The sequence below is a fragment of the Rhizobium redzepovicii genome, from assembly GCF_019793435.1.
In the GTDB taxonomy this organism is placed as follows: domain Bacteria; phylum Pseudomonadota; class Alphaproteobacteria; order Rhizobiales; family Rhizobiaceae; genus Rhizobium; species Rhizobium redzepovicii.
The window spans coordinates 55,727-75,505 of sequence record NZ_JAILYH010000021.1 but is presented as its reverse complement, the minus strand read 5'-3'; the positions used below and the strand labels follow the sequence as shown (position 1 = coordinate 75,505).

Genomic DNA, 19,779 nt, shown 5'->3' with positions numbered 1-19,779 from the left:
TTGCCGGGGAATCTATGGCCGAATTGTGTCCAGATCGATTCGCCGGCAGAGGGGGCAGGGCGGAATTCCGCAATATTTGCGCAGAGGATGGTTAGGCCGTGAGCGAACACGTAACGACAAGCGAGGCTTCGACAGAGCCTACTCGCCGTGATTTCCTTTATCTCACCACTGGTATGGCGGGCGCTGTCGGCGCCGTCTCGGTTGCCTGGCCGTTCGTCGACCAGATGCGACCGGATGCGTCGACGCTGGCGCTGGCCTCCATCGAAGTCGATGTCGCGAGCCTCGAGCCCGGCATGTCATTGACGGTCAAGTGGCGCGGCAAGCCGATCTTCATTCGTAACCGTACGCCTGAAGAAGTGAAGGCTGCCGCCGATGTTCCGCTGGCGGATCTCAAGGATCCGGTCGCCCGCAATGCCAACCTGCCGCCCGAGGCCCAGGCAACGGGTGTTGACCGTTCAGGCGGCAAGGACAAAGAAAACTGGATCGTCATGATCGGCACCTGCACCCATCTCGGCTGCGTTCCGCTCGGCCAGGCCGGCGAATATAATGGTTGGTTCTGTCCCTGCCATGGCTCGGTCTACGATACGGCCGGCCGCATTCGTAAGGGTCCCGCGCCGCAGAATCTGGCGATTCCGACCTTTTCATTTATATCCGATACCAAGATCAAGATCGGTTGAGGGGAGACTGATTAATGAGTGGCCATTCCAGCTACGAGCCATCAACCGGCCTTGAGAAATGGGTCGATGCGCGCCTGCCTTTGCCGCGCATGGTCTATGACAGCTTCATTGCATATCCGGTTCCCAGAAACCTTAACTATGCCTATACCTTCGGTGCCATGCTCGCCGTCATGCTGATCGTACAGATCCTGACAGGCGTTACGCTCGCCATGCATTATGCCGCCGACACGTCGCTTGCTTTCAACTCTGTTGAAAAGATCATGCGTGACGTCAACCACGGCTGGCTGCTGCGCTATATGCATGCCAACGGCGCTTCCTTCTTCTTCGTCGCCGTTTACCTGCACATTGCCCGCGGCCTCTATTACGGTTCTTACAAAGCGCCGCGCGAAATCCTCTGGATTCTCGGCGTCGTCATCTACCTCCTGATGATGGCGACCGGCTTCATGGGCTATGTTCTGCCCTGGGGCCAGATGTCCTTCTGGGGCGCGACCGTCATCACCGGCTTCTTCTCAGCCTTCCCACTGGTCGGCGAATGGATCCAGCAGTTCCTGCTTGGCGGCTTCGCCGTCGATCAGCCGACGCTGAACCGCTTCTTCTCGCTGCACTACCTGCTGCCCTTCATGATCGCCGGCGTCGTCGTCCTGCACATCTGGGCGCTGCACGTCACCGGCCAGACGAACCCGACCGGCATCGAGGTTAAGACGAAGACGGACACGGTGCGCTTCACGCCTTATGCGACGATGAAGGATGCGCTCGGCGTCTCCGTCTTCCTGCTGGTCTATGCCTATTTCGTCTTTTACCTGCCGAACTTTCTCGGCCATGCCGACAACTATATCCCGGCAGACCCGTTGAAGACGCCGGCCCACATCGTTCCGGAATGGTACTTCCTGCCGTTCTACGCGATGCTGCGCTCGATCACCTTCAACGTCGGCCCGATCGACTCCAAGCTCGGCGGCGTGCTCGTCATGTTCGGCGCGATCATCGTGCTGTTCTTCCTGCCCTGGCTCGACACCTCCAAGGTCCGCTCGGCCGTCTACCGTCCCTGGTACAAGCTGTTCTTCTGGCTGTTCGTGATCAATGCGATCATCCTCGGCTGGCTCGGCTCACAACCGGCGGAAGGCCTGTTCACGACGATTTCACAGATCTGCACGCTTCTTTACTTTGCTTTCTTCCTGGTCGCGATGCCAGTTCTCGGCCTGGTGGAAACACCGCGCCGCATCCCGAACTCGATCACCGAAGCGGTGCTCGAAAAGCGCAACAAGACAGTTGCTGCCAGTGCAGCGGCCAATGCGTAAGCGAGCGGCGGAAGGAAACAGAAATATGAAAACGCTTGTTGCAAGCATTCTTTCGCTCGCAGTCGCTGCCGTTCTCGGCAGCGCAGCCTTGGCCCAGGAAGCGACGCCCGCCAATGGAGCAGCACCTGCCCATCACGAGGAAGGTGCGACGCCGCACTATCCGCTGAAGGAGCCGAAGGAGGAGGAATGGACTTTTGCCGGTCCGTTCGGCCATTACGACAAGGCTCAGCTTCAGCGCGGCCTCAAGGTTTACACCGAAGTCTGTTCCGCCTGCCATTCGATGAACCTCGTGCCTTTCCGCATGCTCGACGAGCTCGGCTATAACGAGGCGCAGGTGAAGGCTTTCGCCGCGAACTACGAAGTCCAGGACGGGCCGAACGCGGCCGGCGAGATGTTTACCCGCAAGGCGGTCCCTTCCGACCACTTCCCGGCGCCTTTCGCCAATGCGGAGGCGGCTGCCGCTTCCAACAACGGCGCGGCTCCGCCTGACTTTTCGCTGATCGCCAAGGCCCGCGAAGTCGAGCGCGGCTTCCCGCAATTCGTCTTCGACATCTTCACGCAGTATCAGGAGAACGGCCCGGATTACATCCACGCGCTGCTGACCGGCTACGAAGAACCACCGGCCGGTTTCCAGGTGCCGCAGGGCGGACATTACAACCCGTATTTCCATGCTGCCGCCGTCCTCGCCATGCCGAAGCCGCTCTCGGACGGCCAGGTGACCTATGACGACGGCGCGCCGCAGACCGTCGACCAGTATTCCAAGGACGTCTCGTCCTTCCTGATGTGGGCTGCCGAGCCGCACCTCGAGGAGCGCAAGCGCACCGGTTTCATGGTCATGGTCTTCCTGGCGATCTTCACGGTGCTGATCTACCTGACGAAGCGCTCGGTCTATGCCAATAAGGAACATTGAGCGCTCCCGATCAACATTCAAAAGGCGGCCTCGGCCGCCTTTTTTGTTGGTTCCGCCCCTGGCAATTGATAGGGTGCGGCCGATTTAAAGCGCTCGCAGATATGGACTTTCCATGGACAAGAATATGACTTCGGAGCTTGCTGCAAGCATCCGCTCCATTCCCGACTATCCCAAGCCGGGCATCATCTTTCGCGACATCACCACGCTGCTCGGCAATCCCCGCGCTTTCCGCCGAGCGGTCGATGAACTCGTGCAGCCCTATGCCGGCACGAAGATCGACAAGATTGCCGGCATGGAGGCGCGCGGCTTCATCCTCGGCGGCGCGGTGGCGCACCAGCTTTCCTCCGGCTTCGTACCGATCCGCAAAAAGGGCAAGTTGCCGCACGATACAGTGCGCATCGCCTACAGCCTGGAATATGGCGTCGACGAAATGGAGATGCATCGCGATGCGGTGCAGCCTGGTGAGAAGGTGATCCTCGTCGATGACCTGATCGCCACCGGCGGTACTGCGGTGGGTGCTACCAAGCTGTTGCGGCAGATCGGCGCCGAGGTGGTCGGCGCCTGCTTCGTTATCGATCTGCCGGACCTTGGCGGCCGCAAGAAGCTGGAAGAGCTCGGCGTCGTCGTGCACACGCTGGTCGAATTCTCCGGCCACTGACCCGGCATTGCTCTTGCGGCGTCAGTCGAATTCCAAGACGCCGCTTTCGAAGCGCATGACGGCTTCGCCGTTCTGATTGACGCCCTCGCAGAGAATGGTGTTGAGGTGCCAGCCCGGCCGGGATGCGAGCGGCCGGCTGGAGAGGAGGGCGACGGAATAGGTCACGACGTCGCCCGGAAAGATCGGCCGCAGCCATTGCAGTTTCTGGAAGCCCGGCGAAGGGCCGAGATTCGGCGCCTTCAGGCCCCTTTGCGTAAGCGCGACGCTCTGGCTTTTCCAGAAGGCGAGGAAGGTTCGCATCCAGCCGGCGGTGGTGTGCCAGCCCGACGCGCAAAGGCCGCCGAACATGGTATCCTTGGCTGCTGCCTTGTCGACGTGGAAACGCTGCGGATCGTAGCGCTCGGCGAAACTGATGATGTTTTCCTCGGTGAAGGTGTAGCTGCCGATCTCGGCCTTTTCACCGATGGGGTAAAGTTCGGACATTCTCATGTTGCAATCTCCGGGCGCATGCGGATCATGACCGAATTTTCCGAGAGGCAGACGAGTTCGCCGCGCTGGTTTTCCACCTCGTGGCGGAACTTGACGATGCCCATGCCGGGGCGCGAGCGCATCGGCCGGGCTTCGAGCACGGTCGATTGACCCTGCAGCGTATCGCCTGACAGCACCGGCTTTCGCCATTCCATCAGGTCGATGCCCGGCGCACCCTCGCAAAGCGCATGTAGGATGTAGCTGTCGGCCATCATCCGCATCAGCATCGCGGACGTATGCCAGCCGGAGGCGGCGAGGCCGCCGAGAATGCTGGCGCGGCCAGCAGCCTCGTCGAGATGCATCGGCTGCGGGTCGAATTCCCGCGCGAATTCGACGATTTCCTCGGCGCTCACCGGTTTCGGGCCGAGGGGAAAGCGGCGACCGGGTTCGAAATCCTCGAAGGCTAGCTTTTCTGCCGACATTCGCTCCTCCGCCATATCAAGCGCACAATGCTTACAATAGCATCCGCGTGGGCTCAATGATTCCGGGGAGATAAACCGGCATGACTGATCTGAGGTCGATACTCGACGAGGCAGCGCGCCAGGGGCTGATTTCGCCGGAGGCGGGCGGGCGGCTTCTGCCGTTTCTGACCGAGCGTGGCGTGGCTGTCATTGAGCCACAGCCTGCACAGGCAGCCGAAGAGCAGGCTTGGTCTGATACGGAGACACCGCGCTTCGTGCGCGGGTTTCACGACGTGCTGATCACCATCGGCGTCGTCGTGGCGCTCGTCGGCCTCTGGGGCCTTGCGCCGCTTTATGCCGTGCCGCCCGCGATCCTGGTGCTTTCGGAAATCCTGGTGCGCCGCCAGCGGCTCGCTTTGCCGGCCGTCGGCCTGACGATCGCCCTATTCTGCTGGACATTCTTGCTGATGTCCCGCGTTTTCACGCCGTGGACCTCCGAAATCGGCGCGGGGCTGACGCAATTCGTTGCCGGCTTTCCGATCCTTCTCGGCGTCTACTATGCCCGCTATCGCGTGCCCTTGTCGCTGGCGCTTGCCATTATGTCGGCGCTTGCCTTGGCACTCACCCTGTTGTTGCGTCTCGTACAATGGATAAGCGGCAATCCGGAATTTTTCGTCGATCATGTTGCCCTGCTGGCGGCGATCTCTCTTCTTTGCTCGCTCGGCCTCTTCGCCACGGCGCTCTATTTCGATTTCGGCGACCGGCTGCGCCGGACTACGCGTTCGGATATTGCGTTCTGGCTGCATCTCGGCGCGGCGCCGGCGCTGCTCTATAGCACTGTTTCCCTCATGTCTTTCGGAGAAGGCGGCCGTATCTTCGACCTGGCGAACATGTCGGCCCGGACGCCGGTGGTCGTCGCGACGGTGGCGGTGCTGATGCTGATCGGCTTGGTCATCGACCGGCGGGCCTTTGTCACTTCGGGACTGCTGTCGCTCGGCGTTGCGATCTTCAGCGTCTTCCGGCAGGGAAGCGCCACGGTCAACACCTACATCTTCACGACGCTGATTGTCGTCGGCGCGATCGTCTTGATCATCGGCACCGGCTGGATGCCGCTTCGCCGGCTGGTGTTGCGCGCACTACCGCCGGCCATCGCAAACAGGCTGCCGCCGGGTTAAGGCGGCAGCGCTCTTTTATTTAAGTGTTGAAGCGGAAGTGGATGACGTCGCCGTCCTGGACGACGTATTCCTTGCCTTCGTCACGCGCCTTGCCGGCATCCTTGGCGCCGACTTCGCCGTTGTATTTGATGTAATCGTCATAGGCGATGGTGTTGGCGCGGATGAAGCCGCGCTCGAAATCCGAATGGATGACACCGGCGGCCTGCGGCGCCTTGGTGCCGCGCTCGATCGTCCATGCGCGTGTTTCCTTCGGGCCGACGGTGAAATAGGTGATGAGGTGGAGCAGCTTGTAGCCGGCACGGATCAGCCGGTCGAGGCCCGCTTCGTCAAGGTCGAGCGCGGAGAGGAATTCCTTGGCCTCATCTTCGGGAAGCTGAGCGACTTCAGCCTCGATCGCCGCCGAGATGACGACGGTTTCGGCACCTTGTTCCCGAGCCATGGCGGCGACGGCCTCGGTGAATTCATTGCCTGTGGAGGCCTCGGCCTCGGCGACGTTGCAGACGTAGAGGACCGGATGCGAGGTCAGGAGATTGAGGCCCTTGAGGATGGCGATTTCCTCGGCATCCAGCGTCGACAGCAGCGTGCGCACCGGCTTGCCTTCGTTGAGCAATTTCAGCGACGCTTCCATGATCGGCAGCATCGCCATCGATTCCTTGTCCTTGCTGGTGGCGCGCTTGCGCGTCTGCTCGGTGCGGCGCTCGAGGCTTTCGAGGTCGGCGAGCATCAGCTCGGTCTCGATGGTCTCGGCATCGGCGACGGGATTGATACGACCCTCGACATGGGTGATGTCGCTGTCTTCGAAGCAACGCAGCACATGCACGATGGCGTCGACTTCACGGATATTGGCAAGGAACTGATTGCCGAGACCTTCACCCTTCGAGGCGCCGCGCACGAGGCCGGCGATGTCGACGAAGGAGATGCGGGTCGGGATCAGTTCTTTCGACTTGGCGATGTCGGCGAGCTTGCGCATGCGCGGATCGGGCACGGCGACTTCGCCGGTGTTCGGCTCGATGGTGCAGAAGGGATAGTTCGCCGCCTGTGCGGCCGCCGTCTTGGTGAGCGCGTTGAAGAGGGTCGATTTGCCGACGTTCGGCAGTCCGACGATGCCGCATTTGAAGCCCATGGCTAAAACCTGCTGTTCTTGAATTTCTTGCTGGTGCCTATGGGATAAAGGAGCAATGTGGTCAAGTCTTCGCGAGCTTTTAGCGTTGCTCACTTGCTCACGGAACAGTGGCGCCCTATTTTGGAGGGCGATTTCGGTTTCGATGCATTGCGGATTTCGTCAGATGCAAGGTTGCTCTTGCCTGGCCGCAATAACGGTAGGGTCTCAAGCCAGCGGGCCTTTCCTCCTGATTGGTGGAAGCAGCGACCGGGGACCGTCGAAAATTCGTCATCGACAATGATTAGTTGTTTTGAAGATTCTTGACCATGTCATCGACGGGTGGATTTTCCGATGAGTGACAATGACGTTGCCCTGAAACCGAAGACCAAGGTGAAGCCGAAGCTGGACAAGCCGAAGCTCTACAAGGTCATCCTCGTCAATGACGACTATACCCCGCGTGAGTTCGTCATCGTGATCCTGAAGGCCGTCTTCCGCATGAGCGAGGAGACCGGCTATCGGGTGATGATGACCGCCCACAAGCTCGGCTCCTGCGTGGTCGTGGTCTGCGCCAGGGACATTGCCGAGACCAAGGCCAAGGAGGGCATCGATCTCGCCAAGGAGATGGGCTTTCCGCTAATGTTTACGACGGAGCCGGAGGAATAAGCTCTGCTTCAGGCCGGCGGATCTGTAAACCGGTCTTATCCCGCACGAAACCGCAATTTTCGTAGAAGCGCAGCGTTGCCGGGTTCTTCGAGCCGGTCAGCAGCATTACCTTGTAACAGCCGGCCTTCCAGGCCTCGGTCACTGCATGACCGATGACGGCGCCGGCATAACCGCGCTGGCGGTGATCGGCGTGGGTGACGACGTTTTCAACCAACGCATAGGAGGCGCCGTTGCGCGTAAGGTTCGGCACGACGATCAAGGTGGCGGTTGCGGCGGCGATATCGCCGGCAAAGCCAATGAATACGATCATGCCGGGCTGCGCGAGGATGGTGGAGAACAGCTCTTCGGCCATGGCCTTGTCGAGAACCGGATCGGCCGGGTTCAAATGCTGGTAGAGGGTGGTCAGCCCGGGAAGGTCGCTGGCGGCGGCCGGACGGATGGCGAAATTCTGATCCGGCACCGGCCTCATTCCCCCTTGTTGCCGAACATCTTCTTCAGAATATCGGCCATCGGGCCGGTGGCCAGCACCTTCGGCTGATTGTGATTGCGCGCCTGGTGTATATGCGACTGGTCGACCGGCTTCTTTTCGGTAGTCTTGTTGTCCTTGCGCTGCTTCTCCTCCTCGGCCTTGCCGCCGAGTGCCAGCGCGATCTTGTTCATCAGCTGCGAATCCTCGTTTCGCACCAGCATGTCGGCATTGTCGGCGAGCGTATCGAGAAGCGGCTCCAGCCAAGCCTTGTCGGCCTTGGCGAAATCGCCGAGCACGTGGTTCTGCACCATTTCCTTGATGCCGGGGTGGCCGATGCCGAGGCGCAGCCGCCGGTACTCCTTGCCGCAATGAGCATCCAGCGACTTGATGCCGTTGTGGCCGCCATGGCCGCCGCCGGTTTTCAGCCGTGCCTTGCCCGCGGGAAGGTCGAGTTCGTCATAGATCGCGACAAGATCGGCGGGCTGGAGCTTGTAGAAGCGCATCGCTTCGGCGACGGCCTCGCCGGAGAGGTTCATGAAAGTTTGCGGCTTGATCAGCAGAACCTTCTCGCCGCCGAGTTCGCCCTCGGCGATCTCGGCCCTGAATTTCCTCGACCAGGGCGAGAAGCTGTGACGCCGATGAATGGCGTCGACGGCCATGAAGCCGATATTGTGGCGGTTGCCGGCGTATTTGCCGCCGGGATTGCCGAGACCCGCGATGATCAGCATGGCCTGTCGTCCTCGCTTAACTTTTGCCCACGTTCACCACCCGGAAACGAGACCAAAGTCAAGCGGAAAGGGCAAGCCCGCCGGCAGCGTTACTCCGAGAGGTTCATGCCGTATTTCTGGAAGATCTGCTTCTGGTCGCCATCGGCGATCAGCTTGTTAAGGGCTGCCTGCATCCTGGCGCGCAGATCGTCCGGAAAACTCTTCTCGCAGGCAATGCTCATCGGCTGGGCGGAGAGCACGGTCACCATTTCCACCGGCTGGTCGGCCTTGAGCTTTTCGAAATAAAGTTCGGAAATCGGCATCATGTCGATGCGCCCGCCGAGCAGCTTGCGCAGCGTCGCGTTGAAATCGCTGGCGACATCCAGCTTGGTGAAGCCCTTTTCCTTCAAGATCGTCTCGGTATAATCCTCGCGCTGCGTGCCGATCGTATATTTCTTCGCCTCGTCCAGATTGCTGGCGATGACGCCCGAGCCTTTGCGGGTAATCAGGATGTTGCGGTCGATGAGCAGCGGCTCCACCCATTTGAACAGGGGGTCGCGGGCGCTGTTGTGAGCGGTCGCGAAGACGCAGGTCATCGGTGCGGTGCGGGCGAGGCCGAAGGCGCGCGCCCAGGGCATGATCTCGATGGTGTAGTCGACGCCGATCGCGGCCATTACCTTTTCGACCTGCTCGACGGTCGCGCCTTTGATCTCCTTGCCGTCGCGATAGTTGAAGGGGGCATAATCCTCGGTGGTGAAGGTCACCGTTTGTGCATGCGCGGCGCAGGGCATCGCCAGGCATGCGAGAAGCAGGAGCTTTTTCATCATCTCGTCTCCTTCGTTATGAGGCGCGGGCGACGGCCGATTCCGAGGCCATCAGTTCTTCGATGAGTACGGCTGCGTGTTGCGGACGATGGAAGAGGTAGCCCTGGCCATAATCGAGACCCATCTGATGGAGCGTGCGGCATTCCTCTTCGGTCTCGATACCCTCGGCGATGACGGTGCAGTTCATCTTGTGAGAGAGCGTGGTAATGCCTTCGATCAGCATGCGGCTCTTCTGGCGCACGTCGTCGTCGCCATCGTTGATCGCGCGGGTGAAGGACTGGTCGATCTTGATGATGTCGACAGGGAAGCGGTTGAGGTAGCTCAACGACGAATAGCCGGTGCCGAAATCGTCGAGCGCGATACGGCAGCCGAAGTGGCGAAGCTCGGTGACGATCATGCGGATCTGCGGGTTGTCGTGCATCAGCACGGCTTCGGTGATCTCGACGACGATGCGCTCCGGCCGGATGCCATGGCGACCGACGATGGCTGCAAGCCGGGCCGGCAGCGCCGGCTCGAACTGCAGGGGCGAGAAGTTGATAGCGAGATAGGTATCCTGCATGCCTGATATGCGGGAGATTTTGGCGAGATTGCAGATCGCCTTTTCCATGATGACATTGCCGACGCGGACGATTTTTGCCGTCTCTTCGGCGACGCTGATGATCTCGGCCGGCGGCATCAGGCCTTTCTGCGGATGGTTGAGGCGCATTAGCGCTTCGAAACCGGCAATGCCACGGCCGTTCAGATTGACGATCGGCTGCAGGAGGGCCTCGAACCAGTTGTCGACGAGGCCGGATTCAATATTGGCCTCGATCTCGGCGCGGCTGCGGGCACGGTCGAGCATGGCGTTGTCGAAAAGCTGGGCGCCGTTCTTGCCGTCGCGTTTCTTGGCATACATTGCCAGGTCGGATTTCTGCAGCAGTTCGGCGGCGGTTGCGGCATGATGCGGATAAATGGCGATGCCGACGGAAGCACTCAGATGCATGTCGGGCGTAAACGGCGTTTCGAAGATCGAGGCGATCTGCTCGCACATTATCCTGGCGCGTTTTTCGGCGTCCTTCGCCGGCAGCAGGATGGCAAATTCGTCGCCGCCGAGACGGGCCGCCTCATCGGAGGGAGCGAGATAGGTCTTCAGGCGCTCGACGAGTTCGATCAGCGCCATGTCGCCGGCGGCATGACCCATATTGTCATTGATCCACTTGAAGCGATCGAGATCGACGAAGAGGCAGGCGAGTTCCTGGCCGGCGGCGTCGGCAGCGGCGATCTTGCTGTCGAGCACGGCTTCGAAGCCCTGGCGGTTGAGCAGCCCGGTCAAATGATCGGTAATCGCCTGGCGGTGGTTGCGGTCCTCGGAGGCCTTAAGTTCGGTCACATCGGTCATGACCGACAGCGAGAGGCGGTCGTGAGCGCCGGCTTCCGCCTCCGACTCCATGATGAGGACGTCCATGGTGCGGCCGTCCAGGCAGACGAACTTGACGGTGACGGCGATGCCGCTTTCGGCCTGGCGGCGCTTGACGAACTTGTCGCGGGTCGTCGATGTCACGAGATCGGCGAAGTTGCGGCCGATGACGGCGGCGCGGTTATAACCCGTGGCAAGCAGCCAGTAATCGCTGACGGCGGTGATGCGGTCTTCCTCGTCGAGCGAGAAGAGCATGGCAGGCGTCAGATTATAGATGTCGGTGGCGCGGCGATGGGCGAATTTCAGCTCCTTCTCCTCGCTTTCGAGCTTGGTCTGCATCTCGTTGAAGCTGCGGGCAAGCCGTCCCATCTCGTCGTTCGACTGCCAGTCGACATGGTGGCGGGAGCCGAGCTGCCGGGTGGCCTCGATCGCTGCCGTCAACCGCATCAGCGGCTGGATGACGAAGAACCGGTTGCCGATCAGCGCGGTGCCGAAAACGGTCAGCACGGCGAAGATGAAGATCGAGATGAAGACGACCTCTTCCTGCTTCAGGCCGGAAAACAAGCCGAGCGCGGGATAGTAGACGCTGATGCTGCCGAGATTCTTCGGGCCGTCGACAGTGTTGTAGATAATGGCGCGCGATACCTGGACGAGCTTGCCGTCGAAGGAGCGCGGAATGGTGGACTGGCTGATGTCGAGCTGACCCGACTGGTCACGCACCTCGACCTTGACGATGGCGCCCTGGGAGACGACCGTCGCGCTGATCTGGGTGACGCTCTCCTCATCAAGATCCCAGAGCGGCTTTGCCAGCGCCTGGGCATTGGCGACAAGGAGAACGGAAATGTGATCGCGGATTTCCTTGTCGGCCCGTTCCGAGGAAAGAAAAAGGAAGAGAACAAAGAGGGGAGCGACAAAGACGAGCAGCGCTCCGCAAACAATTCCAAAAAATCTGTTCTCAACGGAATTGTTCATGGTTCCGTCTACTCCCCCAGGCCGACCCTTATCTGCTGTCGCGCGCTAAGGCGGGCTTCTTTGCAGCTGACGAAGCATGCTTTCATGAATACGTTAAATGTTGCTGAAACAGGGGCTTGCCGGGCAATGAAAAGCCCGCCTTCCCAGTTCACGGGAAAGCGGGCCGTATGCTTTGCAAGTTGTCGAAGCTATCAGGCTTCGGCTTCGCCTTCCGCGGCGCTCTCGTCGATGCCGGCAGCCGGAGCGATGATGGTCGCGATCGTGAAGTCGCGGTCGATCACGGTGGTGACGCCCTTCGGAAGAGTGACTTCCGAAATATGGATGCTGTCGCCGATCTTCTTACCGCTGAGGTCAACGTTGAAGAATTCCGGGATCGCATCGGCCGGGCAGTGAACTTCGACTTCATGGCGAACGATGTTCAGAACGCCGCCGACCTTGAGGCCCTGGGACTTCTCTTCGTTGATGAAGTGAACCGGGATTTCAACGGTCACCTGGGTGTTGCCGGAGACGCGCAGAAAATCGACATGCATCGTGAAGTCACGGACCGGATCGAGCTGGTAGTCCTTCGGCAGAACCTTGTACTTCTTGCCGTCGACTTCGATCGTCGCCACGGTGGTCATGAAACCACCGGCATGAATGCGCTTCGTCACCTCATTGGTGTTGAGAGCGATGGCAATGGGGGCCTGCTTGTCACCATAGATGACAGCGGGAATCAAACCGTTGCGGCGAAGTTCACGGGCGGACCCCTTACCAACCCGTTCGCGCGCCTCGGCCTTGAGCTCGTAAGTTTCCTGGCTCATGGCTATTCCTTTCGAGGTTATTTGGAGAGTTCGTCGGCGGGCAAAAGCCTTGTTCCGTCGAACCGGAGGCGGGTTTCCCCATCCTCATCCGCGTTGCCTCCAAGGGTGTCTACACGGACCGGTGGCCTATATTATAAGTCGCTCGGAAACGCAAGTTGCGGATCAGGCATGTTTGCGGCAAGCCGAATGCCGCGTTCGGGAAGGCGATGTTTGCGCCTGCTGCGAATTCCGCAGCCCCGCAAAGCGGCGAAATCACCAGTCCCGCTATGGCTGAGGTTGACATCGGCGCGCTTCCCCTCTTTGGATGCCGCAATCAAAAAAGCGGCTGAGGAGAAATCGGACTATGCGTCTTAAACTTGTCACGGCAACGAGCTTGCTGGCACTTTGCCTTGTCACCACCGCCCAGGGTGTCGAGATCAACCAGAACGGCGCCGATGCGCTCAAGGGCAACCTGACGAAGCTGCTTCCCGAGGATCTGGCAAAGAGCGGCCTAATCACCGTCAATCCGGCGGGCACGCGCTACGAAATCATCTACGATCTGGCAAAGCTGCTTTCCAAAGCTGACCCTTCGAAATTCACTATCAACGGTTTGACGCCGTTCTCGACCTTTGCCACACCGCTCGACAGCGGCCTCTGGAACATCGAAGGCGACAATAAGTTTGATGTCTCCGGCCATTTCAAAGGACCCGACGAAAAGCCGACGGATTTCTCCTACTCCATCGCTTCGCTTGTCTATGCCGGAGTCTTCGATCCGGCGATCAGCTATCTGCGCTCCAGCACCGCCACGGCCAAGGACATCAAGCTCACCAGCAAGTCCGAGACCGAAGAAGTCAGCGCCAGCATCGCCAGCATGGATCAGAAGCTGAGTTCGACCGACAGTGCCGGCGGCAACGGGCGTATCGATATCGTAGGCAGCGGCTCGGCATCGACTTTCGTCGAGCAGGTCTCCGGCGCGCAAATGCCGCCCGTCGAAATCCGCGCCGACTCGATCGATGTCGAAGCCAAGATAAACGCTCTGCCGGCCAAGCAGATTCGCGAGATGGTCTTATTCATTCTCGATCATGCCGACGAGAAGGAACTGAGCCCCGAAAACAGCGCCAAGGTGAAGGGGATACTCAAGGACGCCTTTCCGCTTCTCGCCTCCTTCAGCGAGACGATTGGCGTCAACAATCTGACCGTCAGCACTCAGATGGGCAATGGCGGCGTCAAGCAGTTCGGCTATAACGTGGCCATGGACGGGCCGAGCGACGCGATGCGTTTCGGCTTCGGCATGAATGCGCATGACATCAGCCTCGACAGTCCGCTGATGCCGCCAAGCTATTCGACATTCATGCCGACCAGCTTCGATCTGCAGCTTGCCGTGCCGAATCTGGACTTTGCCAGCTTTGGCGATGCCTTGATGGCGATGGATTTCAAGGAAAATGCGCCGGAGGCGAGCGGCGAGGAGATGGGCAAGAAGCTCTTCCGCGACGGCCGGGTCACGGTCGACTTTCCGATGATCAGCGCCAAGTCGAATGTCTACGACATCGACGTGACCGGCAAGATCGAGGGACGGGTCGACACCGAGAAGGACTATTCGATGGAGGCGACCATCCTTGCCCGCGATCTCGACAAGACGATTGCCGCGGTTCAGGAACTTGCCAAGACGGATCCCGACCTCAACCAGGTTTCCTTCGGCATCATGATGGTGAAGGGCTTCGCCAAGACCGATGCGGACGGCCGCTCGCGCTGGGATATCAGCGTCAGCCGCGACGGCGCGGTTGCCGTTAACGGACAGGTGGTCAAGGGGCCGGACGCTCCGGATCAGGATCAGGGGCTGGAGCAGGACCAGGAGCAGGATCAGGGCCAGGATGCGGCACCTGCGTCGCCGCAGCAGCCTTGAGCGTTGTCTGTCATGATAACAAACTAATGAAGCCGGCCTTGTGCCGGCTTTTTACGCCTTATGTGACAAGCTTCGCCGAATGATCGGGGCGGTTTATTCTGGGTAATTCATACTGTTCAGCGAGCATGCCCGGTAATAGCCAGGTCCATCCGATGTAGAAATTGAAAGAGCCGGTCGAATGCCGGCTCTTTTCAATCGAAGAGGCTGGAGACGGACTCTTCCTGGGCCGTTCGGCTGATGGCTTCGCCGATCAGCGGCGCCGTCGTCACGATGCGGATATTGTGCGCCGAGAGCACGGCCGTCGTCGGCTGGATCGAATCCGTGATGACGAGTTCGCGCAGCTTCGAGGAGGTGACGCGGGTGACCGCGCCGCCGGAAAGGACGCCATGGGTGATATAGGCGGTGACGCTGGCTGCGCCCTTGGCGAGCATCGCGTCGGCCGCGTTGCAGAGCGTGCCGCCGGAATCGACGATGTCGTCGATCAGCAGGCAGTCCTTGCCGGCGATATCGCCGATGATGTTCATGACTTCGGATTCACCCGGCCGATCGCGACGCTTGTCAACGATGGCCAGAAGACAGTCCAGCCGCTTGGCAAGCGCGCGGGCGCGAACCACGCCGCCGACATCGGGCGAAACGACCACAACGTTGCTGAGGTCGTAATGGCTCTTGATGTCGCGCGTCAGCACAGGCAGGGCGAAGAGATTGTCCGTGGGTATATCGAAGAAGCCCTGGATCTGCCCGGCATGGAGATCGAGCGTCATCACCCGGTCGGCGCCGGCTTCGGTGATGAGGTTCGCGACCAGCTTCGCGGAGATCGGTGTGCGGCCTGAGGCGCGCCGATCCTGGCGCGCATAGCCGAAATAGGGAAGCACCGCGGTGATGCGGCGGGCTGAAGAACGACGCATCGCGTCGATCATGATCAACAGTTCCATCAGGTGGTCGTTGGCAGGGAAGGCGGTGGGCTGCACGAGGAAAACGTCCTCGCCGCGCACATTTTCCTGGATTTCCACGAAGATTTCCTGATCGGCAAACCTTCGAACACTGGCTCTCCCCAAGGGAACGTTGAGATAGGTGCAGATCGCTTCGGCGAGTTGCCGGTTCGAATTGCCTGCGAAAACCTTCATTTTGGTCCGCCCGTTATGCGCTGATAGCCGCGCTTTTTAGCCAGCTTCCCCGTGAATGCAAGGGCAAAGGCGCCACAGGCTTTCATATTTGCGAAAAGTTTGTGACTAACCACCCCGCGTCTGCCGCCAGGAGGAGAATTCCGCGATGGTTTTCGAGCCGATCTGCTGCATCACCGAGGCAGGAACGCCAGCCCAGGGATCGGCCGCCGCCGTCGGCACGCTTTCCTGCCCCTGGATGCGGTGCAGGCGGCCGCCGGCGCTGTCGAGAATGTCCCAGACATAGACCACGGTGACCTTGCCGTCGTCGCTGAAGGCTGAGAGGTAGCCTTTGAGGATGTAATCGCTGCTCGCATCGGTCGAGCTCTTGATGGAAAGCCCGTGCGCGCGCGCCTCGGCGCCAAGCTGACGCGACAGCGGGGTCACCGCCTGAACCGGCGCGCCGATGATCGGCAAGAAGCGCACGGTGTTGCCGCGCACAGAGGAGGCGCCGGTGTTGAGGGCGGCGGTCCGTTGCGGCTGTTGTACGGCGGGCGGCTGAGCCGGTTGTGCGGGAAGCTCACCGCTGGAAGCCGGCGGTGGCAGCGATTGTTCCTCGATCGGGGCGGAGGCGGCCGGCGAGGAACTGCTCCTCGACAGGGCGTCTGCCTGCTGCTGCATTGTCGTCGGCGGCGCGCCGGTGCCGGGCCTGTAGGCCTGCTGCGACTGATCGTAAGCTGGATGGTAGCCGCCCGGCTGGGAGCTTTGGGCGAAGGCCCGCTGGCGAGAACCAGCCAGACGCTCGGCCTCGTTCTGTGTCACCGGGCTCGACGACGCGCGCGCGGAGGAATCGCCGATATCGACCTGCGGTGTCAGTGCATCGGTTGTGTTGCAGGCGGTCAGCAGGGCCGTGAAGACCAGGAGCGTGGGCACAATCGCAGCTCGCGTCATCCCTTGATCCGTCCTTCCCACAATCGCATCAGCCCCGCCCGAATTTATGCGGGCGGCGGCGGGCGTCTGTCAATTCCGGATTCTCATCGGTCAAAGACCGATGAAATCGAGCGGATGGCGGGATAGCGCGCGCGGCGCATCCGCCGTCGTCAGATAGGTCTGGCCGAGCGTCATCGCCGTGCCCGTGTCGGAATCGGCGATGATCATGTGCACGAAGAGCGACATGTTCGGCTCGATCGGCTGCGGATTGCCGACATGGAACATCTGATGCTCCATCCAGGAGGGCGAGAAGCGGGCGCCGAGCGAATAACCGCAGGCGTTCAGCCGGTGCCGGGCAAGACCGCGTTCGTCCATGATCCTGGCATGCATGTCGAAGACGTCGCCGAAGCTGTTGCCCGGCTTCAGCACCGTCTCGATCGCCTCGATGGTTTCGCGGCAGGCATTATAGAGCTCGCGGTGGCGTTGCATCGGCTCGCCGATGACGATCGTGCGCATCATGGCGGCATGGTAATGCGCGTAAGCGCCGGCCCATTCGAGCGTCAGCTGGTCGCTGGCGTCGAGTTTGCGGCGGCCGGCCTTGTAGCGGCAAAGCAGGGCATCGGCGCCGGAGCCGATGATGAACTCGTTGGCGGGATAGTCGCCGCCGCCGGAAAAGATCGCGCCCTGCATGGCGGCGAGGATATCGGCCTCGTCGGCACCGGGCTTCGTCAGCCGGATCGCGGCGTCGAGCGCATCGTCGGCGAGAACGGCGGCGCGCTCGACATAGGCAACCTCGGTCGGGCTTTTGACAAGGCGCAGGCGACTGACGAGATAGGACGCGTCGGTGATCTGGCCGAAGGTGGTCAGCTGTGCGTCGAGCAGGCGGGCGATACGGCCGGTCATGCCGTGCGTGTCATATTCGACGCCGATGCGGGCACCGAGCAGATCCATCTCGACCAGCAGGTTCTTCAGGTCAAGCGTCGGATCGGCGTTGACCCGGTCGACCCAGATATGGATGTCGTCGAGGATCGAGGTATGCCTGGCCTGGCGAAGATCGGCCGAGCGGGTCAGCAGCGCCATGGTGCCGTCGCTCTTGACGACCAGCGTCTGGAAGAAGCAGTAGCCAAAGGTGTCGTAGCCGGTCAGCCAGTACATGCTTTCCTGGGCGAAGAGCAGCAGGGCGTCGAGCTTTTCTTCCTTCATCTTCTCGGTGAGGCGCGCAAGCCGGCTTGCGAATTCGGCCTTTTCGAAGTGCAGTGCCATTCTGCTCACGTCTCCCTGATTGATATCGCGGAAATCTGCCGGCCGTAGTCCGGCTCCTTGCGATGCGTCGTCCTGCGGTAGGAAAAGAAGCGCTCGCTGTCCGGATAGGTGCAGAGGCCGAGGCTTTCGGCCCGCACTCCGGCTTTCGTCAGCCGGTCGACAGTCAGCGCCGGCAGGTCGAACATGGCGTGGCCGGAGGTTGCGGAAGGCACGAAAAAACGCGCATCTTCCGGGTTCCCGGCGACGAAACGCTCGACGAATTCAGGACCGACCTCATAGCTTGCCTGGCTGATCGAGGGGCCGAGGCAGGCGATAATGCGTGTGCGATCCGCCCCCAGCGCTTCCATGGCGGCGATGGTATTTTCGAGCACACCCGTCAGCGCGCCTTTCCAGCCGGCATGGGCGGCGCCGACGACGCGATTGTCCGGGTCGGCGAACAGGATCGGGCCGCAATCGGCGGCAAGCACGCCAAGCACAATGCCGGGGGTGCGCGTTACCATCGCATCCGCCTCGGGGCGGGCGCCGTCGTAATCGGCATCGATGGTCACGACGTCAGGGGAATGGACCTGATGCACAGTCGCCAGCCGCTCGACCGGCAGGTCGAACCACGCGGCGACGCGGCGACGGTTTTCCAGGACCTTGTCGCGTTCGTCGTTGGAGCCAAGGCCGACATTGAGGCCGCGATACAGCCCTTCGGACACGCCGCCGGCGCGGGTGAAATAACCGTGGCGGATAGTGCCGCCTGCCGCTTCATTCAGCAGCGCGCTTTCGATCGGTGCGGGAGAGGCCGCTTCCTGCATCTGTGATTCCGGGGTTTTTTAAGGGGTTTGTTATTATCCCAAGCGCATCGCACAGGCGGCGCGCTTCAAGTTCTTGTTCGCGCGGATGTTGAACCAGCCGCGTGCGCCCTGTCAATCCACCGGGCGAAAGGGCATGAGGTCGACCGCGGGATGAGAGACCGCCATCACCTTGAAGAGTTCGCCCATCCGGCCTTCACCGGCGCCGGCGAGCCGGTCGACCGCCGCCTGGATAACCTGCTGGGTTTGCGGCTCGCGGTCGTGGCCGAGGGCGGCGGCACGTTCGAGGATGCCGAGACCGGTCAGAAAATCACCCTGATGCAGGGCGCCGTTCAGATGGACGCCGGCCGCAAGTGCGGTTTCGGCGAGCTGCTGGAAGTCGACATGGCTCGTCAGATCGGCTTCACCGGGATGGGCGAGCGGCGGATCGAATTCATGCATGCGCACGGCCTGCAACGTATCGCCGAAGCCGGTGACGAGATGGCCATAATCGATCGCGAGCGCCGTGCCGCCGAAAGCGCGCAGCCGCTCGCAGATCGCAATCATGACAGCCTGGCGGGCAGGCGAGATCTCGAAGAGCGTGCCGAGCGGCAGGTTCTGCACCGGTTCGGGCAGAAGCGCCGGATCGAGGCCGGCGACGCCGGCGGAGAAGGTCAGCTCCCCATCGGCATCAATTCCGATCATGCGCTCGCGGAAACCCGTCGGCATGCGGACGAACTGGCGGATCGGGATGGCGTCGAACAATTCGTTGGCGGCGATCAGCGTGAAGCCCGGCGGGACTTCGTCGAAGCCGTCGTGCCAGGCAATCTTATCATCGTAAGCTTCGAGCGTCTGGCTCTGGACGTCGCGCAGGCGCTCGCTGGTTTCGACGAGATGCACGGTCATAGCATCCAGCAGCGGCGGGGCGATGCGCGAGATGACGCGCAGCATATCGGCCATCATCGTGCCGCGGCCGGGTCCGATCTCGACGAGACGGACGCCCGCCGGCGTGCCGTGGCGCTGCCAGGCATGAACGATGAAGACGCCGATCATTTCGCCGAAAATCTGACTGACCTCGGGCGCGGTCACGAAATCGCCCGCACGGCCGAAGGGCTCGCGGGTGCGGTAGTAGCCGTGTTCAGGATCGGCCAGGCAGAGCGAGAAATAATCGGTGACGCTGATCGGACCGTTGGCCTGGATGATCGCCTTGATCTTTTCGCCTAGAGCGGTGGTCATATCGCGCGTCCTGCC

20 protein-coding genes are annotated in these 19,779 nt (G+C 61.2%); 7 read left to right on the top strand and 13 right to left on the bottom strand.

The genetic code is table 11. The annotated features are described in order from the left end of the window. Window positions 1-98: 98 nt before the first annotated feature. From petA to K6N12_RS28145, 4 genes are all read left to right on the top strand, one after another. A complete protein-coding gene (gene petA / locus K6N12_RS28160; RefSeq protein WP_097626687.1) occupies window positions 99-677 on the top strand; it encodes a ubiquinol-cytochrome c reductase iron-sulfur subunit in 579 nt (192 codons plus the stop codon). A gap of 14 nt (window positions 678-691) precedes the next feature. After that, complete coding sequence (locus K6N12_RS28155) at window positions 692-1,972, top strand: cytochrome b (RefSeq protein WP_097626689.1); 1,281 nt, start codon at window positions 692-694, stop codon at window positions 1,970-1,972. 25 nt (window positions 1,973-1,997) lie between these two features. After that, window positions 1,998-2,882, top strand: coding sequence for a cytochrome c1 (locus K6N12_RS28150; protein ID WP_003593065.1), 885 nt, complete (start codon window positions 1,998-2,000; stop codon window positions 2,880-2,882). A gap of 112 nt (window positions 2,883-2,994) precedes the next feature. Beyond that, on the top strand, window positions 2,995-3,540 hold the full coding sequence (locus K6N12_RS28145; RefSeq protein WP_049736186.1) for an adenine phosphoribosyltransferase: 546 nt from the start codon (window positions 2,995-2,997) through the stop codon (window positions 3,538-3,540). Between the two features lie 21 nt (window positions 3,541-3,561). On the opposite strand, the gene K6N12_RS28140 is transcribed toward K6N12_RS28145, so the two are convergent. Together K6N12_RS28140 and K6N12_RS28135 are read right to left on the bottom strand one after the other, a co-directional pair. After that, window positions 3,562-4,029, bottom strand: coding sequence for a MaoC family dehydratase (locus K6N12_RS28140; protein ID WP_097626691.1), 468 nt, complete (start codon window positions 4,027-4,029; stop codon window positions 3,562-3,564). Next, window positions 4,026-4,490, bottom strand: a complete 465-nt coding sequence (locus K6N12_RS28135; protein ID WP_097626693.1) for a MaoC family dehydratase — start codon at window positions 4,488-4,490, stop codon at window positions 4,026-4,028. Before K6N12_RS28135 ends, K6N12_RS28140 begins: the two co-directional genes overlap by 4 nt. Window positions 4,491-4,570: 80 nt before the next feature. Between K6N12_RS28135 and K6N12_RS28130 the strand changes: the two genes are divergently transcribed. After that, window positions 4,571-5,644 carry a hypothetical protein gene (locus tag K6N12_RS28130; RefSeq protein ID WP_097626695.1) on the top strand — a complete coding sequence of 358 codons (1,074 nt, stop codon included), beginning with the start codon at window positions 4,571-4,573 and terminating at the stop codon, window positions 5,642-5,644. A gap of 19 nt (window positions 5,645-5,663) precedes the next feature. Here the strand turns inward: K6N12_RS28130 and ychF are convergent, their stop codons facing one another. Further along, on the bottom strand, window positions 5,664-6,767 hold the full coding sequence (gene ychF, locus K6N12_RS28125; protein WP_097626697.1) for a redox-regulated ATPase YchF: 1,104 nt from the start codon (window positions 6,765-6,767) through the stop codon (window positions 5,664-5,666). A 330-nt stretch (window positions 6,768-7,097) separates the two neighbouring features. Between ychF and clpS the strand changes: the two genes are divergently transcribed. Continuing rightward, window positions 7,098-7,409 (top strand): ATP-dependent Clp protease adapter ClpS, encoded by a 312-nt coding sequence (gene clpS, locus K6N12_RS28120; protein ID WP_003593075.1) that lies wholly within the window; start codon window positions 7,098-7,100, stop codon window positions 7,407-7,409. Here clpS and K6N12_RS28115 read toward each other — a convergent pair. The 5 genes from K6N12_RS28115 to K6N12_RS28095 form a co-directional block, all read right to left on the bottom strand. Then, the gene (locus K6N12_RS28115) at window positions 7,387-7,878 is read right to left on the bottom strand and encodes a GNAT family N-acetyltransferase (protein WP_097626699.1); all 492 of its coding nucleotides are present in this window, start codon (window positions 7,876-7,878) and stop codon (window positions 7,387-7,389) included. The genes clpS and K6N12_RS28115 overlap by 23 nt on opposite strands. Then, window positions 7,875-8,606: an aminoacyl-tRNA hydrolase gene (gene pth, locus K6N12_RS28110; protein ID WP_222149023.1), complete on the bottom strand. Its 732-nt coding sequence runs from the start codon at window positions 8,604-8,606 to the stop codon at window positions 7,875-7,877. Before pth ends, K6N12_RS28115 begins: the two co-directional genes overlap by 4 nt. Window positions 8,607-8,695: 89 nt before the next feature. Then, window positions 8,696-9,409: a substrate-binding periplasmic protein gene (locus K6N12_RS28105; RefSeq protein ID WP_097626827.1), complete on the bottom strand. Its 714-nt coding sequence runs from the start codon at window positions 9,407-9,409 to the stop codon at window positions 8,696-8,698. Between the two features lie 16 nt (window positions 9,410-9,425). Then, window positions 9,426-11,777, bottom strand: coding sequence for an EAL domain-containing protein (locus K6N12_RS28100; protein WP_222149022.1), 2,352 nt, complete (start codon window positions 11,775-11,777; stop codon window positions 9,426-9,428). Window positions 11,778-11,968: 191 nt separating this feature from the next. After that, complete coding sequence (locus K6N12_RS28095) at window positions 11,969-12,577, bottom strand: 50S ribosomal protein L25/general stress protein Ctc (protein WP_097626706.1); 609 nt, start codon at window positions 12,575-12,577, stop codon at window positions 11,969-11,971. A 343-nt stretch (window positions 12,578-12,920) separates the two neighbouring features. Here K6N12_RS28095 and K6N12_RS28090 point away from each other — a divergent pair, with 343 nt between their 5' ends. Then, window positions 12,921-14,459 carry a hypothetical protein gene (locus K6N12_RS28090; protein WP_097626708.1) on the top strand — a complete coding sequence of 513 codons (1,539 nt, stop codon included), beginning with the start codon at window positions 12,921-12,923 and terminating at the stop codon, window positions 14,457-14,459. Window positions 14,460-14,650: 191 nt separating this feature from the next. On the opposite strand, the gene K6N12_RS28085 is transcribed toward K6N12_RS28090, so the two are convergent. The 5 genes from K6N12_RS28085 to K6N12_RS28065 form a co-directional block, all read right to left on the bottom strand. After that, window positions 14,651-15,583, bottom strand: coding sequence for a ribose-phosphate pyrophosphokinase (locus tag K6N12_RS28085; protein WP_049736196.1), 933 nt, complete (start codon window positions 15,581-15,583; stop codon window positions 14,651-14,653). A gap of 105 nt (window positions 15,584-15,688) precedes the next feature. Then, window positions 15,689-16,510: a hypothetical protein gene (locus K6N12_RS28080; protein WP_097626710.1), complete on the bottom strand. Its 822-nt coding sequence runs from the start codon at window positions 16,508-16,510 to the stop codon at window positions 15,689-15,691. Between the two features lie 90 nt (window positions 16,511-16,600). Continuing rightward, window positions 16,601-17,752 (bottom strand): M24 family metallopeptidase, encoded by a 1,152-nt coding sequence (locus K6N12_RS28075; RefSeq protein ID WP_097626712.1) that lies wholly within the window; start codon window positions 17,750-17,752, stop codon window positions 16,601-16,603. Between the two features lie 5 nt (window positions 17,753-17,757). Beyond that, complete coding sequence (gene pgeF / locus K6N12_RS28070) at window positions 17,758-18,552, bottom strand: peptidoglycan editing factor PgeF (protein WP_097626714.1); 795 nt, start codon at window positions 18,550-18,552, stop codon at window positions 17,758-17,760. Between the two features lie 111 nt (window positions 18,553-18,663). Next, window positions 18,664-19,764: a class I SAM-dependent methyltransferase gene (locus K6N12_RS28065; protein ID WP_097626716.1), complete on the bottom strand. Its 1,101-nt coding sequence runs from the start codon at window positions 19,762-19,764 to the stop codon at window positions 18,664-18,666. Window positions 19,765-19,779 lie beyond the last annotated feature (15 nt).

Bases quoted from the DNA above. Each gene is read 5' to 3' on its own strand.
- K6N12_RS28155 (WP_097626689.1), top strand. From the start codon at position 692: ATGAGTGGCCATTCCAGCTACGAGCCATCAACCGGCCTTGAGAAATGG.
- K6N12_RS28150 (WP_003593065.1), top strand. From the start codon at position 1,998: ATGAAAACGCTTGTTGCAAGCATTCTTTCGCTCGCAGTCGCTGCCGTT.
- K6N12_RS28145 (WP_049736186.1), top strand. From the start codon at position 2,995: ATGGACAAGAATATGACTTCGGAGCTTGCTGCAAGCATCCGCTCCATT.
- K6N12_RS28140 (WP_097626691.1), bottom strand. From the start codon at position 4,029: ATGAGAATGTCCGAACTTTACCCCATCGGTGAAAAGGCCGAGATCGGC.
- K6N12_RS28135 (WP_097626693.1), bottom strand. From the start codon at position 4,490: ATGTCGGCAGAAAAGCTAGCCTTCGAGGATTTCGAACCCGGTCGCCGC.
- K6N12_RS28130 (WP_097626695.1), top strand. From the start codon at position 4,571: ATGACTGATCTGAGGTCGATACTCGACGAGGCAGCGCGCCAGGGGCTG.
- ychF (WP_097626697.1), bottom strand. From the start codon at position 6,767: ATGGGCTTCAAATGCGGCATCGTCGGACTGCCGAACGTCGGCAAATCG.
- clpS (WP_003593075.1), top strand. From the start codon at position 7,098: ATGAGTGACAATGACGTTGCCCTGAAACCGAAGACCAAGGTGAAGCCG.
- K6N12_RS28115 (WP_097626699.1), bottom strand. From the start codon at position 7,878: ATGAGGCCGGTGCCGGATCAGAATTTCGCCATCCGTCCGGCCGCCGCC.
- pth (WP_222149023.1), bottom strand. From the start codon at position 8,606: ATGCTGATCATCGCGGGTCTCGGCAATCCCGGCGGCAAATACGCCGGC.
- K6N12_RS28105 (WP_097626827.1), bottom strand. From the start codon at position 9,409: ATGAAAAAGCTCCTGCTTCTCGCATGCCTGGCGATGCCCTGCGCCGCG.
- K6N12_RS28100 (WP_222149022.1), bottom strand. From the start codon at position 11,777: ATGAACAATTCCGTTGAGAACAGATTTTTTGGAATTGTTTGCGGAGCG.
- K6N12_RS28095 (WP_097626706.1), bottom strand. From the start codon at position 12,577: ATGAGCCAGGAAACTTACGAGCTCAAGGCCGAGGCGCGCGAACGGGTT.
- K6N12_RS28090 (WP_097626708.1), top strand. From the start codon at position 12,921: ATGCGTCTTAAACTTGTCACGGCAACGAGCTTGCTGGCACTTTGCCTT.
- K6N12_RS28085 (WP_049736196.1), bottom strand. From the start codon at position 15,583: ATGAAGGTTTTCGCAGGCAATTCGAACCGGCAACTCGCCGAAGCGATC.
- K6N12_RS28080 (WP_097626710.1), bottom strand. From the start codon at position 16,510: ATGACGCGAGCTGCGATTGTGCCCACGCTCCTGGTCTTCACGGCCCTG.
- K6N12_RS28075 (WP_097626712.1), bottom strand. From the start codon at position 17,752: ATGGCACTGCACTTCGAAAAGGCCGAATTCGCAAGCCGGCTTGCGCGC.
- pgeF (WP_097626714.1), bottom strand. From the start codon at position 18,552: ATGCAGGAAGCGGCCTCTCCCGCACCGATCGAAAGCGCGCTGCTGAAT.
- K6N12_RS28065 (WP_097626716.1), bottom strand. From the start codon at position 19,764: ATGACCACCGCTCTAGGCGAAAAGATCAAGGCGATCATCCAGGCCAAC.